Annotated in this window: 21 protein-coding genes and 2 pseudogenes; 9 read left to right on the top strand and 14 right to left on the bottom strand. The window is 65.6% G+C overall.

Going from position 1 to position 20,414, the window contains the following annotated elements; all coding sequences use genetic code 11:
- Positions 1-239 precede the first annotated feature (239 nt).
- From CF68_RS26875 to CF68_RS26860, 4 genes are all read right to left on the bottom strand, one after another.
- The gene (locus tag CF68_RS26875; RefSeq protein ID WP_035824857.1) at positions 240-674 is read right to left on the bottom strand and encodes a hypothetical protein; all 435 of its coding nucleotides are present in this window, start codon (positions 672-674) and stop codon (positions 240-242) included.
- An 18-nt stretch (positions 675-692) separates the two neighbouring features.
- Positions 693-1,577, bottom strand: coding sequence for a hypothetical protein (locus CF68_RS26870; RefSeq protein WP_152548555.1), 885 nt, complete (start codon positions 1,575-1,577; stop codon positions 693-695).
- A 26-nt stretch (positions 1,578-1,603) separates the two neighbouring features.
- Positions 1,604-2,212 carry a C39 family peptidase gene (locus tag CF68_RS26865; RefSeq protein WP_084187452.1) on the bottom strand — a complete coding sequence of 203 codons (609 nt, stop codon included), beginning with the start codon at positions 2,210-2,212 and terminating at the stop codon, positions 1,604-1,606.
- A 254-nt stretch (positions 2,213-2,466) separates the two neighbouring features.
- Positions 2,467-4,209 carry a SulP family inorganic anion transporter gene (locus CF68_RS26860; RefSeq protein WP_051591691.1) on the bottom strand — a complete coding sequence of 581 codons (1,743 nt, stop codon included), beginning with the start codon at positions 4,207-4,209 and terminating at the stop codon, positions 2,467-2,469.
- Between the two features lie 180 nt (positions 4,210-4,389).
- On the opposite strand from CF68_RS26860, the gene CF68_RS26855 reads away from it, so the two are divergent.
- Complete coding sequence (locus tag CF68_RS26855) at positions 4,390-4,695, top strand: DUF1272 domain-containing protein (RefSeq protein ID WP_035824851.1); 306 nt, start codon at positions 4,390-4,392, stop codon at positions 4,693-4,695.
- 12 nt (positions 4,696-4,707) lie between these two features.
- On the opposite strand, the gene CF68_RS26850 is transcribed toward CF68_RS26855, so the two are convergent.
- Positions 4,708-5,136 (bottom strand): phasin family protein, encoded by a 429-nt coding sequence (locus CF68_RS26850; RefSeq protein ID WP_035824849.1) that lies wholly within the window; start codon positions 5,134-5,136, stop codon positions 4,708-4,710.
- Positions 5,137-5,417: 281 nt separating this feature from the next.
- On the opposite strand from CF68_RS26850, the gene CF68_RS26845 reads away from it, so the two are divergent.
- Positions 5,418-6,959 carry a methyl-accepting chemotaxis protein gene (locus tag CF68_RS26845; protein WP_035824847.1) on the top strand — a complete coding sequence of 514 codons (1,542 nt, stop codon included), beginning with the start codon at positions 5,418-5,420 and terminating at the stop codon, positions 6,957-6,959.
- A gap of 64 nt (positions 6,960-7,023) precedes the next feature.
- Here CF68_RS26845 and CF68_RS26840 read toward each other — a convergent pair whose 3' ends face one another.
- Positions 7,024-8,385, bottom strand: a complete 1,362-nt coding sequence (locus CF68_RS26840; RefSeq protein ID WP_035824844.1) for an esterase-like activity of phytase family protein — start codon at positions 8,383-8,385, stop codon at positions 7,024-7,026.
- Between the two features lie 339 nt (positions 8,386-8,724).
- On the opposite strand from CF68_RS26840, the gene CF68_RS26835 reads away from it, so the two are divergent.
- Positions 8,725-10,962 (top strand): NADP-dependent isocitrate dehydrogenase, encoded by a 2,238-nt coding sequence (locus tag CF68_RS26835; RefSeq protein WP_035824842.1) that lies wholly within the window; start codon positions 8,725-8,727, stop codon positions 10,960-10,962.
- 82 nt (positions 10,963-11,044) lie between these two features.
- On the opposite strand, the gene CF68_RS26830 is transcribed toward CF68_RS26835, so the two are convergent.
- Complete coding sequence (locus CF68_RS26830) at positions 11,045-11,272, bottom strand: hypothetical protein (RefSeq protein ID WP_018308943.1); 228 nt, start codon at positions 11,270-11,272, stop codon at positions 11,045-11,047.
- Between the two features lie 324 nt (positions 11,273-11,596).
- Between CF68_RS26830 and CF68_RS26825 the strand changes: the two genes are divergently transcribed.
- The 4 genes from CF68_RS26825 (at position 11,597) to CF68_RS26810 (ending at position 13,215) form a co-directional block, all read left to right on the top strand.
- On the top strand, positions 11,597-11,800 hold the full coding sequence (locus tag CF68_RS26825) for a cold-shock protein (RefSeq protein ID WP_010812830.1): 204 nt from the start codon (positions 11,597-11,599) through the stop codon (positions 11,798-11,800).
- Between the two features lie 178 nt (positions 11,801-11,978).
- Positions 11,979-12,281 carry a hypothetical protein gene (locus CF68_RS26820; RefSeq protein ID WP_035824840.1) on the top strand — a complete coding sequence of 101 codons (303 nt, stop codon included), beginning with the start codon at positions 11,979-11,981 and terminating at the stop codon, positions 12,279-12,281.
- A gap of 142 nt (positions 12,282-12,423) precedes the next feature.
- Positions 12,424-12,750, top strand: a complete 327-nt coding sequence (locus CF68_RS26815; RefSeq protein WP_035824861.1) for a hypothetical protein — start codon at positions 12,424-12,426, stop codon at positions 12,748-12,750.
- 90 nt (positions 12,751-12,840) lie between these two features.
- On the top strand, positions 12,841-13,215 hold the full coding sequence (locus CF68_RS26810) for a hypothetical protein (RefSeq protein ID WP_035824838.1): 375 nt from the start codon (positions 12,841-12,843) through the stop codon (positions 13,213-13,215).
- A 30-nt stretch (positions 13,216-13,245) separates the two neighbouring features.
- On the opposite strand, the gene CF68_RS26805 is transcribed toward CF68_RS26810, so the two are convergent.
- From CF68_RS26805 to CF68_RS26790, 4 genes are all read right to left on the bottom strand, one after another.
- A complete protein-coding gene (locus CF68_RS26805) occupies positions 13,246-13,500 on the bottom strand; it encodes a hypothetical protein (protein WP_013953525.1) in 255 nt (84 codons plus the stop codon).
- A gap of 84 nt (positions 13,501-13,584) precedes the next feature.
- Positions 13,585-13,806, bottom strand: a complete 222-nt coding sequence (infA, locus tag CF68_RS26800; protein WP_008646230.1) for a translation initiation factor IF-1 — start codon at positions 13,804-13,806, stop codon at positions 13,585-13,587.
- A 98-nt stretch (positions 13,807-13,904) separates the two neighbouring features.
- Complete coding sequence (locus CF68_RS26795) at positions 13,905-14,156, bottom strand: hypothetical protein (RefSeq protein ID WP_035824836.1); 252 nt, start codon at positions 14,154-14,156, stop codon at positions 13,905-13,907.
- Between the two features lie 425 nt (positions 14,157-14,581).
- Entirely contained in the window at positions 14,582-15,490 is a 909-nt protein-coding gene (locus CF68_RS26790; protein WP_035824834.1) for a LysR family transcriptional regulator, read from the bottom strand.
- Between the two features lie 151 nt (positions 15,491-15,641).
- Here CF68_RS26790 and CF68_RS26785 point away from each other — a divergent pair, with 151 nt between their 5' ends.
- Entirely contained in the window at positions 15,642-16,319 is a 678-nt protein-coding gene (locus CF68_RS26785) for an isochorismatase family protein (RefSeq protein WP_013953523.1), read from the top strand.
- 91 nt (positions 16,320-16,410) lie between these two features.
- Positions 16,411-17,037, top strand: a complete 627-nt coding sequence (ycaC, locus tag CF68_RS26780) for an isochorismate family cysteine hydrolase YcaC (RefSeq protein WP_010812838.1) — start codon at positions 16,411-16,413, stop codon at positions 17,035-17,037.
- Between the two features lie 82 nt (positions 17,038-17,119).
- Here the strand turns inward: ycaC and CF68_RS26775 are convergent.
- The 3 genes and pseudogenes from CF68_RS26775 to CF68_RS38690 all read right to left on the bottom strand — a co-directional run.
- Positions 17,120-18,482, bottom strand: a pseudogene (locus CF68_RS26775) (MFS transporter).
- Positions 18,483-18,529: 47 nt separating this feature from the next.
- The gene (locus CF68_RS26770; RefSeq protein ID WP_035824831.1) at positions 18,530-20,134 is read right to left on the bottom strand and encodes a benzoate-CoA ligase family protein; all 1,605 of its coding nucleotides are present in this window, start codon (positions 20,132-20,134) and stop codon (positions 18,530-18,532) included.
- 85 nt (positions 20,135-20,219) lie between these two features.
- Positions 20,220-20,414: pseudogene (locus CF68_RS38690) on the bottom strand (3,4-dehydroadipyl-CoA semialdehyde dehydrogenase); the annotation flags it as partial.

The raw sequence follows: 20,414 nt of genomic DNA, 5'->3' as shown, positions 1-20,414 counted from the left end.
CCTCAACACACAAGAAATCTGACAGGCTCATTCCCTGCAAAGCAACACAGAAGATGTATCGCAACCGTCAGGTACCGCTCCTTGAATAGCTGCGGAAACAGCAGGTATCTCGGTACGAGCATGTAGAAGACCACCGAGTTGTACAAGCCTTTTACTTTGTCGAAATTGCTGACGCCTAATTCCATGGTTATATTCGCCTTGCCCGGCGATGGCGATCCCCGGGCTGTCGGATCAAGGTGTCAGCACGCGCGGACCGCGCAGTCGTCCGGGTTGAAGTCCCGCGGCGGTGGCGGGAGCAAGGGCAACAGGGCCCCTCCTAACGTAGTGATGCTGGCTGCAACAGGCGGCATCGTTGCGGCAATGGCTGCCAATGTCCCGCCGGTAAAGCCCAAGCTGGTGTACCAGGCGAAATCTCTGACGTTGGGGTTGTCCGCCCCCATAAAATATCTTGCGCCACTGGCAACGGCTGCCCCCGCCACTCCTGCAGCGACCACTATTGGAGCAAGAGATCCTTCGATAGTGTCCATCTCCATGCTCGACAACTGGCTGATATGCAGTCCTGGTGTGCTATTCATCCGCTCGATATCGCTGAATGTCACGGGCGCCTTGGCCCACGCGCCGCAGCACAGGCACGCCAGGACAATGGCGGCAGAAGCTCTTGGTACGGCTTGCATCGGTAGCTCTCCTTGAAGTCAAAGGTCAACACTCACTGAAAACGTTCCCTTTCGGGCATGGCGCCCAGCTTCACTACTGTGCTGAGCGTTACCTGTGCACCGCCGCGGCCGCTGATATTGGCGTTGCCGCTCAGTGAAATGGTGGTCCGGTCGCTGGCCCGGTAACCCAGCCCGAAGACCAATGCGGTTTGCGTGCTGCGTTGCGAGGGCAAGCCCTGCGGGTCGTCTTCGGCCTGCTGCAATTGCCACTTGATGCCGCACGGTCTCGTTGACGGCAAAGCCGACCTGTGGCGTCAGCAACAGCACGTTGCCCGGTGTGGGCGAAGCGCCATCATGGCGCGGCAGGTTCAGCCGATAGGCAGCGTTCAGGCTGAGCATGACCGGATCGATGGTGCGATAGAGCGTGCCGCCGGCGGTGAAGCTGCTGAAGTAGGTGGTGGCATCGCCGGTGTGTTCCACCGCACCGGTTTCCAGGTAGGCCACCAGCCCAGGACTGCCTCGTTCCTTAAGGAAGCGATGGCTGATGGCCAGCGACAGGCTGGAGAAGTTGGTGTTCGTGCTCGAGCGGTTGCCGACGCCCTCGAACAAGGTGCGCTCGCTGGTATGCGAACCGGTGCCGGAGAACGAGAGTTCCGTATCGGCCGAATAGCCATAGCGTAGCCCGGCATAGGCGACCAGCGAATCCACATTCCGCGTTTTCGGGATGACACCCGTCGCTACCGGGATGATGTTCTGCCCGACCTGGATATAGATCGGCCCGCTGGCCGCGGTGCCATTGGCTTCATGGTTGAAGTACGACAGCCCCAGGTTTGCGCGCCAGCGGTTCTGTGCCGTCAGCAAGTCCTCCAGCGTCGGCACGATCTGCGCCGACGCGGAACACGGGGCGAAGGCGGTGGCGGTCATCGCGACCATTCTGCGCAGGCGGCACTTCATGGCTGGATGGGCCTCAACGGCAGTCCGCCGAATTTCGCGGGAATTGGCCGCATGAACGCCGCGTTGCCGGCTTGCCCCGCCTTGCGCGGCAGCACCACCAGCGCACGGCCGGGATAGTCGCGGCTGGGCCGGGTGGTCCACAGGCGCAGGAAATCGGGGATGGCGTAGATGCGATTGCCGTACGACGGGTCGGCAAGTTCCACCGAATGCGCGTCGATGCTGCGCAAGACAGAGAAATGGTTGTCGTTGCCTGCGTAGAGAAAGACGATCGCAGGGAGCGCGAGCTGCCGCAGCGCTTCCAGCGACAGCGCATAGCCGCGCGCCTCATAGCCGAAGTGGGTCGCCGCCGCGGACAGCGCGCTGAAGGTGGCAGGGCCCGTCGCGGCGATCTGCTGCAGGACCGCGGCTTCGTCTACCGGATCGCCGTAGTAGTGGTGCAGCAAGGTCGCCAGCGAAGCGGCGCCGCAGGAGTAGTCGAATTTCTGCTTGATCACGCCGGTATCGCGCAGTGCCTTCCATGAGCGCACTGAGGGCGTGCCTGCCGCAGTAGCTTCGCAAACCTGGGCTAGTGTCAGCGCGAGAAAGGAAATGGTCTTGCGTTTCATGTCGGGGCGTCTGGAACAAGTTCTGCGAAGTCCGGCGCAGCTCTGAGATGAAAATCGTTCTCATTACTGTAGATATGCCGCAGGTTAGCCACGCCAGCGGGCTTGCGGAGACGGCCGATTCTGCAAAGTCATGCCGTCCTGGCCGTTTGGTGCGGAGAGATGTCTTCGGGGCGCCGGGAATCTTCGCGATCAGCACGCCCGCAAGCGGCCCACCCCGCGCGAATGGCTGGGCATCGCGCTGGTGGGGGCTGGCGTTATGGTGCTGAGTCTGCGGCGGTAGGGCCCGGATCCTGGCCGTTGGTGGCCGGGGCTGGCCGGTCGCGATCCAGTGCCATGTAAGCCTGCAGCGCGGCCTGCTTGGACGGATAGAAGAGGATGCCGGTGCTTGCCGTCGGCACGCCGCGGCGCTCCAGCCAGGCGGTCAGCTGCGCGGTGCGTCCGGCGATGACCAGCTGCGTGCCGCTTGCGGACAGTTGCGCCTGCAGGTCGCGCATCATGGTCGCGCCGGTCAGGTCCACGTGCGCGATGGAGATGGCATCGATCACGACCCAGCGCACCTCGTGCAGCGTGGTCAGCGCCACGATGCGCTGGCGCAGGAAATCGGCGTTGAAGAATGTCAGCGGCGATTCGAAGCGGTAGATCAGCAGCCCCGGCAAGGGCCGGGCTTCGGGGTAGTGGGCCAGTTCGTAGAAGCCATCGTGGCCTTGCCACAGGCCCAGCTGTTGCTCACCGGGGCGGGCCATCTGCGCCAGGAAGCGCAGCAGCGCGATGGCTACGGCCAGCAGGATGCCTGACATCACACCCAGTAGCACTACGCCTGCCACCGTCACCAGCGCAATGCCGTGCTCGACGCGGCTGTATCGGCGCAGCGCCATCAGGCCGCCGAAGTCGAACAGGCTGAAGGCCGAGGCGATCAGGATTGCGCCCAGCGCGGCCGTAGGCAGCTCCGCCAGCAAGTCGGTCAGGAACAGCAGCACCAGCAGCACCGTCACCGCGCCCACCACCGACACCATGCGGGTGCGCCCGCCGGCCGCCTCGTTGATGGCGGTGCGCGAACTCGAGCCGCTGACGGCAAAGCCCTGGCTGAGCGCGCTGGCGATGCTGGCCGCGCCGATGCCGATGAATTCCTGATTGGCGTCGATGGTGTAGCCATTGCGCGCGGCAAAGCTGCGGCTGGTCAGCATGCCGCTGCTGAGCGAGACCAGGGCCAGCGCGGCCGCGGCCGGCACCAGCGTGCCGAACAGCTCGTGGGGCATTGACGGCGCGATCAGCCGCGGGAGACCGGCCGGCACTGGGCCCACCGCCTGGACGCCGAGACCCTGCAGGCCCAGCATCCAGCTCACGAAGGTTGCGAAGGCCAGCGCGAACAGTGCGCCCGGGGCGCGCGGCTGCCACGCTCGCGCGCCGAAGTAGACCGCAAGCGTGAGCGCGCCCAGCGCGGCGGTGGGCCAGTGGATCGCGCCCAGTTGCGTGAGGAACGACCCCGCCTGGCCGATCACGTCGCGGCCCGCCAGCGTCAGCCCGGTGACCTTGCCGATCTGGCTGAAGGCGATATTGATGGCCACGCCGTTGAGCAGGCCGGCAAGGATCGGCACGGACAGGAAGTCGGCCAGAAAGCCCAGCCGGAACTTGCCCGCGAGCACGCAGAAAACGCCGGTCAGCAGCGTCAGCGATACCGACAGCGCGCGGTAGGCCTCGCTGTCTGGCAGCGCCAGCGGCGACAGCGTGGCGGCGATCATCGCGCAGGTGGCAGCGTCGGGCCCGACGATCAGCTGCCGCGACGAGCCGAACAACGCATAGGCCAGCATCGGCAGGACCACGCTGTACAGGCCGACCACCGGGCTGAAGCCGGCCAGCTGGGCATAGGCCACGCTGATGGGCAGGCTGACCGCGGCCACCGACACGCCCGCCTGCAGGTCCACCGCGAAATCCTTGCGGTGGTAGCGCAGCAGCTCGGCGGCACCGGGCATCAGGCGGGTCAGGGTGTTGCGCAGCATGTCGGGGGGTATGGTGCCTGGAGATGGCTTGCCTGGCACCATACCGGTGCCTCGCGGGTGGCGCAATAGCCAGGCCGGGGCCGGCCGCGGTGGCGCGCTGGAACGGGCGAGCCCCGTCACAGGAAATGCGGCTACGATAGCGTCGATCCCCAATCGTTCACCACACAGGAAGCAAGCGATATGCTGGACCTCAGACCGGGCTGCGAGCATTGCAACAAGCCCCTGCCACCCGCATCGACCGAAGCCCGCATCTGCTCGTACGAATGCACCTTCTGCGCGGACTGCGTGGATACGCTCTGCAATGCCTGCCCGAACTGCGGGGGCGGCTTCGTGCCGCGGCCGGTGCGCCCGGCACGCGACTGGAAGAACGGCAATTACCTCGGCAACGACCCGGCCAGCACCAAGGTGAAGCACCGGCCGGTGGACCTCGAGGCGCATGCCCGCTTTGCCGGGGCGATCGCCCCGGTCCCGCCCGAGCAGCGCTAGCGGTGGTTTGCGCTAGCCTTTGGATTTCGGCTGGAGCAACTCGCCAGCCTCCTTCACATTCTGCTCGGCGCGCTTGCTGATCACTGCAAGCGCTTCGGCCTGCGCCTTCTGCGCGGTTTCGGCCAGCGCGCGCATGTTCTCCAATGCCTGGTGCAGCTGCTGCTGCACGAATTCACTGTGCTTGGCCATGGCCTCGGCCGGATTGCCAGCGGTGCTGTACTGCTGAGCGGCCGCTTGCAGCTGCTGCATGGTCTGGGCGAAGATCTCCTGCTGCTTCTGCACCACGGCCTGGATACCCTCATAGGCCAGCTTGTTGGCCTCGGTCAGGGCCTCGATGTCCTTGCGGCGCGCTTCCATTACCGCGCTCATGTCCACGCCCGGCAGGCGGAACTGTTCCATCATCTTGGTGAAGTCTGCAAAGGGATTGGGAGGCGTGGCCATGCTGGGTCTCCTTCTGGAAGGACTGGCAGGGTGGCCGGCTGCGGGGATGGATCGTGCCCTTCGGCCGGGTTCCTGTCCACTATAGCCGGTATCCGCACACTTCTGTGCCGTCAATCGAGGAAGACCCTAAAGTTCCCGGACCCCATGCCGTTGGCATCCATAGCCCGCAAGTGCGTTGGCCCGACCGGGCCCGTCCGCGGACGATGAGAGCGAAGAACGCCGCGCCGGTCCCAGGCGCGGACCGGCACTTCGCCGTAACCAGTGCTAATCAGGTAGAAGACATGAAGAATCTAGGCATCGGGGTCCGCCTCGGCATCGGCTTTGGGGTGGTTTTGCTGCTTTCTGCGCTCATGACGGTATTCGGCATGATGCGCCTGCAACAGGTGGCTGAGCGCACGCACGCAATGATGCAGCAGCCGCTGACCAAGGAGCGGGTGGTCAGCGACTGGTACCGCCTCATGCACACCAGCGTGCGCCGCACCACGGCGGTGGCGCGCAGTGCCGACCCGTCGCTCGGGGCATTCTTCGCGGCCGAGACCAAGGCGTCGATCGAAGGCATCGCCGCGCTGCGCGACAAGCTCCAGCCGATGCTCAGCTCGGCCGAGGAGAAGGCCGCATTCCAGAAGATCCTGAGCGTGCGTGACCCGTACAACAACGGCCGCGACAAGATCACCAAACTCAAGCAAGAGGGGCTGACCGAAGAAGCCAACCAGGTGCTGGAGAAAGAATTCGTTCCTGCCGGCGATGCCTACCTGGGCGAGATCCAGAAGCTGCTCGACATCCAGCGCGCCAGCATCGACGCAACCGCGCGCGAGATCAACGGCATCTACGTCAACGCCCGCAACAGCCTGATCGGGCTGGGCGTGGTGGTGCTGGCGGTCGGCATTGCGTTCTCGGTATGGCTGACGGCGGGCATCACGCGGCCGCTGCATCGCGCCGTGGCGGTGGCGCGCACGGTGGCGTCGGGCGACCTGACCAGCCGCATCGACGTCGACAGCCGCGATGAAACCGGACAGCTGCTGCAGGCGCTGGCAGACATGAACGCCAATATCCTGCGCATCGTGCGCCAGGTGCGAGCGGGCACGGAGTCGATCGTGTCCGGCACCAGCCAGATCGCGGCCGGCAACACCGACCTGTCGCAGCGTACGGAAGAACAGGCCTCGTCGCTGCAGCAGACCGCGGCCAGCATGGAAGAGCTGACCAGCATCGTGCGCCAGAACGCCGACAATGCGCGCCAGGCCAGCACGTTGGCGGTCAATGCCTCGGACATCGCCGAGAAGGGCGGCGACGCGGCGGGCAAGGTTGCCGAGACCATGGAAGAGATCAACGGCGCGTCGAGGAAGGTGGTCGACATCATCGCCGTGATTGAAGGCATCGCTTTCCAGACCAATATCCTGGCGCTCAATGCCGCGGTGGAAGCCGCGCGTGCCGGCGAGCAGGGCCGCGGCTTCGCCGTGGTCGCGGGCGAGGTGCGCACGCTGGCGCAGCGCAGCGCTTCCGCCGCCAAGGAGATCAAGGCGCTGATCGGCGATTCGGTCGATCGCGTCGAGAAGGGGTCCATGCAGGTGACGCAGGCCGGCCAGACCATGGTGGAGATCGTTGCCGCGGTCAAGCGCGTGACCGACATCATGGGCGAGATCAGCGCGGCCTCGGCCGAGCAGAGCGCGGGGATCGAGCAGGTCAACCAGGCGGTGACGCAGATGGATACCGTGACGCAGCAGAACGCAGCGCTGGTGGAAGAGGCCGCCGCCGCGGCGGGCTCGCTGGAGGAGCAGGCGCAGCGGCTGAAAGAGGCGGTGTCGACGTTCAGGCTGGCGGCGTAAGCGTAGCCTGTNCCCCCCCCCCCCGGGGGGGGGGGGGGGGGAGCACCTCCATCACAGCGGACGCTCACCGCGCCTTCAGGAACTCCCCCACCTCCAGCAACACCAGCTCGTTGTCGTCCGCCTGGTTCGGCTCGCGGCTGCTGCTGAAGGGCAGGTTGTTGTCGTTGCCCACCACGATATGCGTGGCGTCGACCACGTCGACGTTCTCGATGGTGAAGAACGGGAACGCCAGCACGCCATCCGTCAACGGCTTGCGCGCAAGCTTGCCCGGGTCGGCAATGCGCAGCAGGTCGATATAGCCGATCCTGCGCAGCGGCCCGCCGGCGTTGCCATCGCTCAGCTCGACCTTGTACACGCGCTTGAACTTTGCCACGTCGTCAAAGCAGTCCGGGCGCTTCTGCCCGGCCGGGCAGGCCTTGTCCGGCGTGCCTTCGCCGTTGTCGCGCTCGATGACAAGGCCGGTGGTGGCGTCGATCATGTTGAAGTCGCCGATGGCATGGCTGGCGCTTTCCAGTACGTACTTCCAGTGGCGGCCGGTCCAGGCCTGCTGCCTGACATCAAACTCCAGCACGCGCAGGTAGGGCTTGCCGCCTTCGTTCTCGTAGCCCTTGGCGGCCTCGTCCCACAGCGCGCCTTCCAGCAGCGCATACAGCTTGCTGCCGTCGGGCGAGGACGCCATGCCCTCGAAGCCCTTGGAGCGCCGCACCTGGAACTTCACGCTGCCGTCCGGTGCGCCGGGCGCGGTGATGGCGGGATGGTCGGGCGAGCGCACTACCTTGCCGTCGACCTTGGTGTCGAACACGGCCAGCACCTTGCCGTCCATGTCCGCCTTGATCAGGAACGGGCCGAACTCGTCGCCGATCCACAGCGCGCCGCCGGCGAACTGGAAGCTTTCCGTATCGAAATCCGAACCGGTCAGGTAGCGCTGCCTGGTGCCCTCGTGGACGATGCGGAAAGGCACCTTCTTGTCCGGGTCGTGCAGGAAGATGGTCTTCAGGCGCTGCAGGCGGCCGCTGCCGAAGTCCACCTTGTAGTGGTTCAGGTACAGCATGAAGTCCGGCGAGTTGGCCTTGGCGCCGGCGCCGTTGTCGGTCAGCACCCAGAAACTGCCGTCGTCCATGCGCTTGATGCCGGAATGCCCCTGTGCCGGCTGGCCGCGGAACGGCAGCGACACGCCGGTGGGGCGGCCATTGGACTTGCCTTCGACCGTGCCTGGCGTCTCCACGCGCTGCGCAGTGGTGAACTTGCCGCTGACCTGCAGGTCAGCGGGCGCGTCCTTCGGCACGGCAAGCAGGGTCTGGGCCGGCAGCACCGCATGGCCTGCCAGCGTGGCGGGGTAGGCAGCAGGGGCCTGCGCCCACGCCTGCGCCGCGCCCAGGCAGCCCAGTGCGATGGCCGCCCGGGCCAGCAGCAAATGACGAGACATTGTGGTTTTCCTTGGCGTTGAAGAGGACAAAACCCTGCATTGTCGGCGCCAAGTTTGACAGAACTGTGATCCGAGGGGCGCATGCGACTGGTCATGCTGCGCTGCAGCGTAACTACGATCCGGGCACTGTGTCGGTGCAATCCGCGAACGGTCGTGCTGCGCAGGCGGCGAAACGCGGGGCTGGCGCCGGGATTTCTGCCGATAGCCGCGCAAAAAGCAGTGGGTTTTCAGGCCCCTGAAAGCAAACTGAGGCAAAATTCTATTTTTCGCCTAGTTTGCCGCCGGTTGTGACCCAGCAGGCGGATGTCCCACCACCCGTTCGAGGATCTGAGAGAAGCAATGAGTAACCAGCAACCCACCATCATCTACACGCTGACCGACGAAGCTCCGCTGCTGGCGACCAGTGCGTTCCTCCCGATCATCCAGACCTTCACCAAGCCGGCCGGCATCAACGTGACCACCAGCGACATCTCGGTGGCGGGCCGCATCCTGGGCGAATTCCCCGAGTTCCTGACCGAAGCACAGCGCGTGCCGGATAACCTGGCCGAACTGGGCAAGCTGACGCAGCTGCCGGACACCAACATCATCAAGCTGCCCAACATCAGCGCCTCGGTGCACCAGCTGGTGAGCGCCGTCCGTGAACTGCAGGGCAAGGGCTACAAGGTGCCGGACTATCCGGAAGACCCGAAGACCGACGAAGAAAAGGCGATCCAGAAGCGCTACTCCAAGTGCCTGGGCAGCGCCGTGAACCCGGTCCTGCGCGAAGGCAACTCCGACCGCCGCGCACCGGCAGCGGTCAAGAACTTCGCGCGCAAGCACCCGCACAGCATGGGCGAGTGGAGCATGGCTTCGCGCACGCACGTGGCGCACATGAAGCATGGCGACTTCTACCACGGCGAAAAGTCCATGACCCTGGACAAGGCGCGTGACGTCAAGATGGAACTGGTCACCAAGAGCGGCAAGACCATCGTGCTCAAGCCCAAGGTCTCGCTGCTGGATGGCGAGATCATCGACAGCATGTTCATGAGCAAGAAGGCGCTGTGCGACTTCTATGAAGAGCAGTTCGAAGACGCGCGCAAGACTGGCGTGATGCTGTCGCTGCACGTGAAGGCGACCATGATGAAGGTGTCGCACCCGATCGTGTTCGGCCACGCCGTCAAGATCTTCTACAAGGAAGCCTTCGCCAAGCACGGCGCGCTGTTCGATGAGCTGGGCGTGAACGTCAACAACGGCCTGGTCAACCTGTACGAGAAGATCGAGGCGCTGCCCAGCTCCAAGCGTGAAGAGATCATCCGCGACCTGCACGCCTGCCACGAGCATCGCCCGGAACTGGCGATGGTGGATTCGGCCAAGGGCATCTCCAACCTGCACGCACCGAACGACGTGATCGTCGATGCCTCGATGCCGGCCATGATCCGCATCGGCGGCAAGATGTGGGGCGCCGACGGCCGTCCGAAGGACACCAAGGCCGTGATCCCGGAAAGCACCTTTGCCCGCATCTACCAGGAGATCATCAACTTCTGCAAGACCAACGGCAACTTCGACCCGACCACCATGGGCACCGTGCCCAACGTCGGCCTGATGGCGCAGAAGGCCGAAGAATACGGCTCGCACGACAAGACCTTCGAGATCGCCGAAGACGGCGTCGCCAACATCGTCGACCTGGCCACCGGTGAAGTGCTGCTGACGCAGGACGTCGAGCAGGGCGACATCTGGCGCATGTGCCAGGTCAAGGACGCGCCGATCCGCGACTGGGTCAAGCTGGCCGTCACGCGCGCGCGCAACTCGGGCATGCCGGCGGTGTTCTGGCTGGACCCGTACCGTCCGCACGAGGCCGAGCTGATCAAGAAGGTCGAGGCCTACCTGAAGGGCTACGACACCACCGGCCTGGACATCCAGATCATGTCGCAGGTGCGCGCCATGCGCTACACGCTCGAGCGCGTGATCCGCGGCCTGGACACCATCTCGGTGACCGGCAACATCCTGCGCGACTACCTGACCGACCTGTTCCCGATCATGGAACTGGGCACCAGCGCCAAGATGCTGTCGATCGTGCCGCTGATGGCGGGCGGCGGCATGTATGAGACCGGCGCCGGCGGTTCGGCTCCGAAGCACGTCAAGCAGCTGGTGGAAGAGAACCACCTGCGCTGGGATTCGCTGGGCGAGTTCCTGGCGCTGGCGGTGTCGCTGGAAGACGTTGGCATCAAGACCGGCAATGCCAAGGCCAAGATCCTGGCCAAGACGCTGGATGCGGCCACCGGCAAGCTGCTGGACAACAACAAGAGCCCGTCGCCCAAGACCGGCCAGCTGGACAACCGCGGCAGCCAGTTCTACCTGGCGATGTACTGGGCGCAGGAACTCGCCGTCCAGTCGGACGACGCGGAACTGGCCACCAAGTTTGCGCCGCTGGCCAAGACGCTCACCGACAACGAGCAGAAGATCGTTGGCGAACTGGGCGCCGTGCAGGGCCAGCCGGTGGATATCGGCGGCTATTACATGCCGGAAGCCGACAAGCTCAGCGCCGCAATGCGCCCGAGCCAGACGCTGAACGCCGCGCTGTCGACCGTGACGGCCTGACCGGAATGGCCCGCCTGGCGGGCCGGCAGGTGTCGCAACCCCGGGCCCTGGCCCGGGGTTTTTCTTTGTGCCGCGGAAGGCGTTATGGCTGCTGCGCTTCCATATGGATGTCCCACCCCTGTTCCGGGCCGCTCTTCTGGTCCCGGTAGGTCCAGAGCGCGCCGCAGTCCTGGCAGACGAAGCTGCTGATGGTGATGGCAGCGGAGCCGGCGGGCTTGATGCGGCGGGTATCGGTGATGCGCAGTGCCGCGTGCCCGGGGGCGCCGCGCACGTGGCGTTCAATGGCCTGGCAGGCAGTGCAGAGTGTCATCCGTGTCTGTTCCGTTCGATCGGCCACTGTAGCATGCCGGCGCCTTCAGGGCCGGAAGTGGACGGTACATGTGGCGCGTACGGGGTTTCACCCGGCGAGACCCTGAACCCGCACTTTCCATGTGATTTGGGGCCCGATCCGGTGAAGTTCATTGACATGCCTGGGTGGGGCCTGTATAAGGATGAGTGCAGGATCTTTCAAGCAGCAACCTAGAAGTCCAGGTGCTTGCCCACACGGCGCCACTTTTTCTCCTTGTGTCTTCCTTGATCGTCATGCCTTGCCGGCGCTTTTGCCGGTGAGAAAAAACTTATTGAGGAATCCAACATGGAAACCGGTACCGTCAAGTGGTTCAACGATTCGAAGGGTTTTGGCTTCATTACGCCTGATGCAGGCGGCAACGACCTGTTCGCGCACTTCTCCGAAATCCAGGGCAACGGCTTCAAGTCGCTGCAAGAAGGCCAGAAGGTGCGTTACGTCGCTGGCGTTGGCCAAAAGGGCCCGGCCGCGACCAAGATCGAGCCGATCTGAATCGCACCGACCTGAGTTGAGCTGAGCGCCGAGGCGCCAGTCCAATGAAAAAAGCTCCGCCAACGCGGAGCTTTTTTATTTCCGTTGCCGCAATTCCCCGCAACCGTGAAATAAAGCCACTGCTGGCGCGGCAACAAGCGTAGAGTGGGGGCAGGATCACCAAACGGCGGAGGCTGCCATGGATATCTATCCGGCTGCAACTTACAAGGGCTACGACCTCTATCCCCTTGTGTACAAGCACGCCGCCGAGCGCGTGTGGCCCGAGCCGCGGCCCGACCGTTCTTTCGATGCTGCCGTGGTGATCTGCCTGGAAGGCGAGTCGCCCGAAGGCATGCAGGCGCGCACGTTCCGCCTGGACGCCGCACCGTGGGATAACGTCGGCGGCGCGCGACGCGGTGCGTTGCGCTATGCCGAGGCCATCATCAATGGCTCGGTGCCGGGGGTATCGGTAACAACGGCCGGCGCGCCGATGGCATCCTGAAGGTCCGACGACGGGCCCTGGCGCCGTGGTGCATTTGCGCCGCTGACGCCCGCGCAGGGCCATGGCCCACGCAGTGCGCGTGATCCAGCATGAGTTCAGCAATCCTTCCCATCAGCGCGGCACGATGCCGCATGGAGATGTCGTGAGCGACAGCAGTCCCAGCCGCAGTCCCGGCAACACTGTTCCCGGCAGTACGCCCTTTGCCAGCTACAAGGGTTTCGATCTGTATCCCCTGGTTTATCGCCATCGGCCTGAGCAGGCCTGGCCGCGCATCAAGCCCGACAACAGCTTCCTCGCGTCGATCGTGATTTGCCGCGAGGGCTATCGCCCTGGCAGCGACCATGCGCGCGTGTACCCCATGAGCGAGTCGCGCTGGGAGAACATCGGCTCGGCGCGCCGCGGTGCGCTGCAGTTCGGCGAAGACATCATCAATGGCTTGGTCGCGGGCGAATCCGTGACGTCGATCTAGGTATCCGGTTCCGCAGCGGCCTGATACAGGCCGTTTGCGGAGCGGGGAAACAGGCGCGGCGCTATCCGTCAGACTGCAAGGAGTCCGTTCATGGACATGCGTTCGGGATCATCTGGTTTTCTGTGCACGTTGCCCGGCGAGGGCAAAGGCATCACCTATCACGTTGCGGTCTGCTTTATCGATGCGGAGCGTCCCACCGGGGTGCTGTTCACCAGCTTCGTGGGTGTGGGGCGGCGGTCGTTCGGCGTGCTGGCCGAGCCAGGGGCCCTGCAGGGCCAGCTTGCCGCCAGCGGCGAGGCGCTGTGCCGCCTGGCCATCGGCCAGGTGGTGCGCGACCAGCTGCACGACAAGGCGCGCGAGGGCGATTCGGTGCTGGACCTCGACGCCTCGCCATGGGACGGCGAGCTGAGGCCGGTCGGCGCGGGGCTCAGGACGGCCCGCCCGCATGTGCGCGTGCTTGGCTGAGGCCGCACGCGATCATCAAGCCAGATCAGGTCAGATCTGGAATACCGGGTCGCCGTGGCGCTCCAGCAGCGCCTCGATCAGCGCCATGTCGGCGATCTCGGGAGTACGGTCTTCCACCGCGCGCGACGGCCCGCAATAGGTGGCCGTCACGTGGCGCCTGACGGTCAGCACGCCGGACGCGGGCGGTGCGACTTCAACCGCCTGCCACGGTGCATGCCGGTAACTGCCTGCCTGCCAGCCTTCGGGCGTCAGGTGCACGGCTTCCCATTCTTCGATGACGGACATGATCGGTTCTCCTTGATTGAGGGATGAATCGTTAGTGGGACGGCACGCGCCGGCGGCGCATGCCATGGCGAGGGGACGCTGGCCTTACGACTTGTGCCGGTAGTTGATGCGTCCCTTGGTGAGGTCATAGGGCGACATCTCCAGCGTGACGCGGTCGCCCGCCAGCACGCGGATGCGGTTCTTCTTCAGCCGCCCGGACGAATACGCCCAGACTTCGAAGCCGTTTTCCAGGATCACGCGGAAACGGTTGTCGGGCAGGACTTCCGACACCTTGCCGCCAAATTCGACCAGTTCTTCTTTTGCCAAGGAGGCTCCTTGCTGTAGCCGCGCCGCTTGTGCGCGAGCTGTTGTGACGGCCAACTGGACACCAACTGGCCGATGGGATGGGGCTTGCGATGCCTGGCTTACTGCTGGCGCAGGCGCGCTGCGGCGCGCNGCGGGCGCGGGCGCGCGGGGGCGCGCTCGCCGGCACGGCGGGCGGACTGCCTCGCGCGGGCCTCAGAGCGGTGCGTGTCGTGGCGCATTGCCACGTTGGCGACGATGCGTTCGGCGCCATTGCGGTATTCCGCAATCATGTAGGTCGCGAACCAGAGGCCGGGTTCCTGCTGGATGGGATAGACGGAAACGGTGTAAGGGGTAGGGTTGATTCGATTCAATGTGATGCCTGTTCATGGGCGCGGCCGCAGGTGGCGCGGTGCATCGGGTTGCCGATGCTGAGCGTCGCGCGGTGGCGGCCGTTCGCCGTTGCTGTGTGCCAGCGTCGGACCCGCGCGGCAGCACGGGCGTTGAATCTGGCGTGAAGTGGACCATGCCTGCGCAAGCCGATGCGCCGGGTACAGGGGCGATCGTTGCGGAGCGGACATGCCGCCGGTCGGATAAGGGTGGTGGGCCGTTCGGCCCAAAGACGCATCGGGTGTACGCCCGATATGCCGCCGCTGAATGCTTTTGTGAGATTGTCTTGCGGCTGGCGCACGGATGTCGGGCGTTGCCGATCCGTGCATAGAATGTCCAATGATACCACTTCCGGGTCAATCCTGCCCGCGTGACGGGCAGTGCCCCTGGTGCGGCCGCCTTGTGGTACTTAGCGTTCGCTGATCTGCGCGAAGCGCTGCGACAGGAAGTCGATCAGTTCACGCACCGAAGGCAGCAGCCCGCGCCGTGACGGGAACACCGCGTGGATCACGCCGCCCCTGACCGACCAGTCTGGCAGGACCTTCACCAGCCGGCCATCGCGCAGCTCGTCGGTCATCATCATGACCGGCAGCTGCACGATGCCGGCACCGGCTACGGCCGCGGCGCGCAGCATGATCATGTCGTCGGTGACCAGCCGGGGCTTGTGGTGCAGGTCGGCGCTGGCGCCATCGGGGCCGTACAGCGACCAGGTGTGCGAGGGGCGCGGCGGACCCAGGTCCAGCGTTGGCAGCGCGTTGAGGTCCGCGGGCGCCAGCAGCGGCCCATGGCCGGCCAGCAGCGCCGGGCTGGCCACGAAGCACCAGGCGCGCTCGGCCAGCACGCGCATCACCAGGTCGCTGTCTTCCAGTGGCGGCACGCGCACGCGGATGGCCAGGTCGATCCCCTCCGCCACCACGTCCACGCGCCGGTTGGTGGCTTCCAGGTGCACGATGACCTTGGGGTTGGCCGCCATGAAATCCGCAATCATGTCTCCCACGCGCGCGTGCAGCAGCGCCACCGGGCAGGTCATGCGCACCAGGCCGCTGGGTTCGGCGCGGGTCTGCTCGATGGCGCTTTCGGCCGCTTCGGCCTCCACCAGCATGGCCTTGCAGTGGGCGTAGTACGTCTGCCCGAGTTCTGTCACGGAGAAGCGCCGCGTCGAGCGCTGGATCAGGCGCACGCCCAGGCGTTCTTCCAGCATGGCCACGCGCCGGCTCAGCTTGGACTTGGGTATGCCGAGCACGCGCCCGGCGGGCGCGAAGCCCTGGTGGTCGACTACCTGCGCGAAGTAATACAGGTCATTCAGGTCGGGATGCAAGCGGGCGGCTCCTGTCGTCCTGCCAGTAGGACGCTGAGGGCAGATTTTCCGTCCTACCGGTGCGATCTGCCAAGACCTATGCTTTGGCCACACGGTCGGCTTGGGATTGCCCCGAGCCGCCGGTTTCACCAACCGCATAGGAGAAAGCCAAATGACCACACCCGCGAATTTCAACGGCAAGCGTCCGGTGCTGGATCCCGCTGATACGGCCATGCTGCTGATCGACCACCAGAGTGGCCTGTTCCAGACCGTTGGCGACATGCCGATGCCTGAGCTGCGAGCCCGTGCGGCAGCGCTGGCCAAGATGGCGACGCTGTGCAAGCTGCCGGTGATCACCACGGCATCCGTGCCGCAAGGCCCGAACGGCCCGTTGATTCCGGAAATCCATGAAAACGCCCCCCATGCCAAATACGTTGCGCGCAAGGGCGAGATCAACGCCTGGGACAACCCCGACTTTGTCGCCGCGGTGCGTGAGACCGGCAAGAAGACCCTGATCATCGCCGGCACCATCACCAGCGTGTGCATGGCATTCCCGTCGATCAGCGCGGTGGCCGACGGCTACAAGGTGTTCGCGGTGGTGGATGCCTCGGGCACGTATTCCAAGATGGCGCAGGAGATCACCCTGGCGCGCATCGTCCAGGCCGGCGTGGTGCCGATGGATACCGCCGCCGTGGCCTCCGAGCTGCAGCAGAGCTGGAACCGCCCGGACGCGCAGCAATGGGCCGAGGTCTACACGCAGATCTTCCCGGCCTACCGCCTGCTGATTGAAAGCTATCTCAAGGCGCAGGACGTGGAGAAGAACCACGAGGTGCTGGACTCCAAGCGCTGACGCCTTGCCGGCAACGCACGGCATACCCAGGGGTACGCACGCATGGCAGAAACCACGCGTGCGTACCTTTCTTTGTTGACAGGAGCACACCATGAGCAAGCCCTACAAGCGTCTTGACAAGAGCCAGGCCGCCGTCCTGATGGTCGATCACCAGGCCGGACTGCTGTCGCTGGTGCGGGACATCGAGCCCGACAAGTTCAAGAACAACGTGCTGGCACTGGCCGACCTGGCCAAGTATTTCAAGCTGCCGACCGTCCTGACCACCAGCTTCGAGGATGGCCCAAACGGACCGCTGGTGCCTGAACTCAAGGCCATGTTCCCCGACGCACCGTTCATTCCACGCCCGGGCCAGATCAACGCCTGGGATAACGAGGACTTCGTTGCGGCGGTGCGTGCCACCGGCAAGAAGCAGTTGCTGATCGCCGGCGTGGTCACCGAGGTGTGCGTGGCCTTCCCGGCGTTGTCGGCGATCGAAGAGGGTTTCGAAGTCTTTGTCGTGACCGATGCCTCGGGCACCTTCAACGAAATCACGCGCGATTCGGCCTGGCAACGGATGTCTGACGCTGGCGCGCAGTTGATGACGTGGTTCGGCGTGGCTTGCGAACTGCATCGCGACTGGCGCAACGACATCGAGGGTCTGGGTACGCTGTTCTCGAACCATATTCCGGATTACCGGAATTTGATTACGGCGTACACGACGGTGAAGGGCAGCAAGTAAGCTACGTCCTTCAGCAAGCCGCTGGTTTGCTCCCCTCTCCCGCAAGCGGGAGAGGGAGCAAACAAGTGGCGGTTTACTCCTCTCAGGCTTCCTTCACAGCCGCCCGCACCGGCGCCGCGGCGACTTCCGCCTGCGCCGACGCCGACCTCCGGTGGTTGATCATCGACACCGCCCCCACCGCAATCACCGCCGGGATTGCCATCGCCATGAAGTTCTGCTGCAACGGCAACGACATCCCCACCAGCACGCCGATCACGATCGGTGCCAGGATGGCGCCGCTGCGTCCCACGCCGGACGCCCAGCCGATGCCGGTGCCGCGCACCGCCATCGGATAGAACTGGCCCGCATAGGCATAGGTGACGATCTGCGTGCCGATGGTGGAAGCACCTGCCAGGCCCACCACGACGAACAGCGCTGCGCTGGGCATCGGGTAGCCCAGCAGCGTGATCGACACTGCCGCCAGCGAGTACATGCCGATCAGCACNCACATGTTTGCCCGCCAGCCGGTCGGCTAGCCAGCCGCCACCGATCGCGCCGAGCATCGCGCCGAAGTTCAGCACCAGCACGAAGGTCAGCGCCGAGCCCAGGCTGTAGCCTGCGCCGGCCATCAGCTTGGTCAGCCATGAGCTGAGCGCGTACACCATGAACAGGCACATGAAGAACGCCACCCAGAACATCACCGTGCTGAAGCCGCGGCCGTCCTGGAACAGGCGGCGGATCGGCGCGCTGCCGGCCTTGTCGTCCGCAGCCAGCGTAAAGACGTCGCCGGCTTGCGCGCGATGCGACGGCACCAGGCGCGATACCACGGATTGCAGAGCGTCGGTCTGGCCGGTGCGGAGCAGGTAGGGCATCGACTCCGGCAGCGAGCGCAGCACCAGCGGGACCAGCAGCACCGGCAGGCCGGCGGCGAGGAAAACCGACTGCCAGCCATAGCTTTCGATCAGCCCCTTGCCCAGCAGCGCGGCCAGCATGCCGCCCACCGAATAGCCGCTGAACATCAGCGTCACCAGCGTGCCGCGCAGCTTGCGCGGCGAGTACTCGGTCATCTGCGCCACCACGTTGGGCATCACGCCGCCGATGCCCAGGCCCGCCAGGAAGCGCGTGACGCTGAACGTCACCGGGTCGCTGGTAAAGCCTGCCGCCGCGGTGAAGACACTGAACAGCACGATGCAGATGGCGATGGCGCGCCTGCGGCCGATGCGGTCGGCCACGGTGCCGAGGAAGATCGCGCCGAACATCATGCCGAACAGCGCCGAGCTGACCATGAAGCCGGCGCTGGTGGCGGTCACGCCCATCTCTTTCATGATCGACGGCAGGGCGATGCCCGCCACGGCCAGGTCATAGCCATCGAAGATGATGATCAGCGCGCACCAGAACAGGATGAGCGCATGGAAGCGGTTGAAGCGGGCCTCGTCGGCCAGCTTGTGGACATCGATATGACGCATGATTTGTCTCCGGTATGGTGGTATGACGGGGCGGGCGGCGTTGCCGCTCACGCCACCGCGACGGCGCGCTCTGCGGCGGCCTTCAGTTCGCGTTCGCGCAGCATGAAACGCTGGATCTTGCCGGTGGCGGTCTTGGGCAGCGCATCGACGAACTCGATCGCGCGCGGGTACTTGTAGGCCGCCAGCCGCTCCTTGACGAAGGCCTTCAGTTCGCCGTCGCCCAGCTGCGCCCCCGCCTTCAGCACCACGAAGGCCTTGGTCTTGATCAGTCCTTCATGGTCGGGTACGCCGATCATCGCGGCCTCCAGCACTGCAGGGTGCTGCACCAGCGTGGCCTCGACCTCGAACGGCGATACGTAGATGCCGCTGACCTTGAGCATGTCGTCGCTGCGCCCGGCGTAGCTGTAGCTGCCATCCGGGTTGTGCACGTACTTGTCGCCGCTCTTGGTCCAGCCGCCGCGGAAGGTCTCGCGCGACTTCTCGCGGTTGGCCCAGTACATCAGCGCGGCGCTGGGGCCCTGGATATAGAGGTCGCCGATCTCGCCGTCGGGCACCGGGCGGCCTTCTTCGTCGCGCAGTTCGATGGCGTAGCCAGGTACCGGCCAGCCAGTGGTGCCGTAGCGCACCTGGCCGGGACGGTTGGACAGAAAGATATGCAGCATCTCGGTGGAGCCGATGCCGTCGATGATCTCGCAGCCGAAATGCGCGGTGAAGCGCTGGCCGATATCGGCGGGCAGGGCCTCGCCGGCGGACGAGCACAGCCGCAGCGCGACCTCGGCGCGCTGCGGCAGCGCCGGCGAGGCGAGCATGCCGGCGTAGCCTGTCGGCGCGCCGAAGAACACCGTTGGCCGGTGCTGCAGCCAGCGGCGGAAGGTGGCCTCGGGCGTGGGCCGCTCGGCCATCAGCACCACGGTGGCGCCGACGCTGAGCGGGAAGCTGAGGCCGTTGCCCAGCCCGTAGGCGAAATACAGCTTGGCCGCTGAGAAGCAGACGTCCTGCTCCTGCAGGCCGAGCACCGGGCCTGCATAGAGCGCCGCGGTCCAGTACGGGTTGCCGTGGCTGTGCACCACGCCCTTGGGCTGGCCGGTCGAGCCGGACGAGTAGAGCCAGAAGCCGGGGTCGTCGCAACTGGTGGCGGCAGGCGCCTGCAACGGCGCTTGCGCGGCAAGGAGGGCATCCAGCGCCGCCATGCCATCGGGCAGCGGCTCTTGCGCACGGGACACGAACACTTGCCCGACCTCATGCCCCGGACGGGCCAGCGCCTCCTGCAGCACGGGCAGCAGCGCGGCCGACACCAGTACCGCCTGCGCGCGGCTGTGCTGCAGCATGTAGCTATAGTCGTCGGCGGTCAGCAGCGTGTTGACGGCTACCGGGACGATGCCGGCGTACATCGCGCCCAGGAAGCAGACCGGCCAGTCGGTGCAGTCGTGCATCAGCAGCAGCACGCGCTCTTCGCGGCGGATGCCGGCGCCGAGCAGCGCCGCGGCCAGGCGCCGCACCTGCTGCGCCAGTTCGCCGTAGGTGAGCTGGCCGTCGTCATCGATATAGGCCACTTTGCCGGCGCGCCCGGCATTGCAGCCGAGCAGGTGTTCGGCAAAGTTGAAGGACGTGCCGGGTGGCCGGACGGGTGTCTCTGCGGGCGTGGCGGTCATGGGTGTCTCCCCGTTGCTGGTGTACGGTGTGCCGCGCGCCGCCATGCGGGCGTGGCGGCGCGGTGAAGCGGGTTGGCTTGAGCGGTCAGGCGAGCGCGTCGAGCACCGCGGTACTGGCCTGGATGGCGCTGCGCCGGTGATAGAAGTGCAGGGCGCGCAGGCCACCCAGTTCCTCGCCGCCGCCGGCGCGGCCGGGGCCGCCGTGCAGCGATTGCGGCATGACGTTGCCGTGGCCGGTGTGCAGCTGCGCCACGTCGGGCGAGATCACATGCACGCGGCC

The organism is Cupriavidus sp. SK-4, from assembly GCF_000611125.1.
In the GTDB taxonomy this organism is placed as follows: domain Bacteria; phylum Pseudomonadota; class Gammaproteobacteria; order Burkholderiales; family Burkholderiaceae; genus Cupriavidus; species Cupriavidus necator.
Note: the sequence above shows the minus strand (reverse complement) of the source record. Positions and strands in the feature narration are given on the sequence as shown.

Bases quoted from the DNA above. Each gene is read 5' to 3' on its own strand.
- CF68_RS26875 (WP_035824857.1), bottom strand. From the start codon at position 674: ATGCAAGCCGTACCAAGAGCTTCTGCCGCCATTGTCCTGGCGTGCCTG.
- CF68_RS26870 (WP_152548555.1), bottom strand. From the start codon at position 1,577: ATGACCGCCACCGCCTTCGCCCCGTGTTCCGCGTCGGCGCAGATCGTG.
- CF68_RS26865 (WP_084187452.1), bottom strand. From the start codon at position 2,212: ATGAAACGCAAGACCATTTCCTTTCTCGCGCTGACACTAGCCCAGGTT.
- CF68_RS26860 (WP_051591691.1), bottom strand. From the start codon at position 4,209: ATGCTGCGCAACACCCTGACCCGCCTGATGCCCGGTGCCGCCGAGCTG.
- CF68_RS26855 (WP_035824851.1), top strand. From the start codon at position 4,390: ATGCTGGACCTCAGACCGGGCTGCGAGCATTGCAACAAGCCCCTGCCA.
- CF68_RS26850 (WP_035824849.1), bottom strand. From the start codon at position 5,136: ATGGCCACGCCTCCCAATCCCTTTGCAGACTTCACCAAGATGATGGAA.
- CF68_RS26845 (WP_035824847.1), top strand. From the start codon at position 5,418: ATGAAGAATCTAGGCATCGGGGTCCGCCTCGGCATCGGCTTTGGGGTG.
- CF68_RS26840 (WP_035824844.1), bottom strand. From the start codon at position 8,385: ATGTCTCGTCATTTGCTGCTGGCCCGGGCGGCCATCGCACTGGGCTGC.
- CF68_RS26835 (WP_035824842.1), top strand. From the start codon at position 8,725: ATGAGTAACCAGCAACCCACCATCATCTACACGCTGACCGACGAAGCT.
- CF68_RS26830 (WP_018308943.1), bottom strand. From the start codon at position 11,272: ATGACACTCTGCACTGCCTGCCAGGCCATTGAACGCCACGTGCGCGGC.
- CF68_RS26825 (WP_010812830.1), top strand. From the start codon at position 11,597: ATGGAAACCGGTACCGTCAAGTGGTTCAACGATTCGAAGGGTTTTGGC.
- CF68_RS26820 (WP_035824840.1), top strand. From the start codon at position 11,979: ATGGATATCTATCCGGCTGCAACTTACAAGGGCTACGACCTCTATCCC.
- CF68_RS26810 (WP_035824838.1), top strand. From the start codon at position 12,841: ATGGACATGCGTTCGGGATCATCTGGTTTTCTGTGCACGTTGCCCGGC.
- CF68_RS26805 (WP_013953525.1), bottom strand. From the start codon at position 13,500: ATGTCCGTCATCGAAGAATGGGAAGCCGTGCACCTGACGCCCGAAGGC.
- CF68_RS26785 (WP_013953523.1), top strand. From the start codon at position 15,642: ATGACCACACCCGCGAATTTCAACGGCAAGCGTCCGGTGCTGGATCCC.
- ycaC (WP_010812838.1), top strand. From the start codon at position 16,411: ATGAGCAAGCCCTACAAGCGTCTTGACAAGAGCCAGGCCGCCGTCCTG.
- CF68_RS26770 (WP_035824831.1), bottom strand. From the start codon at position 20,134: ATGACCGCCACGCCCGCAGAGACACCCGTCCGGCCACCCGGCACGTCC.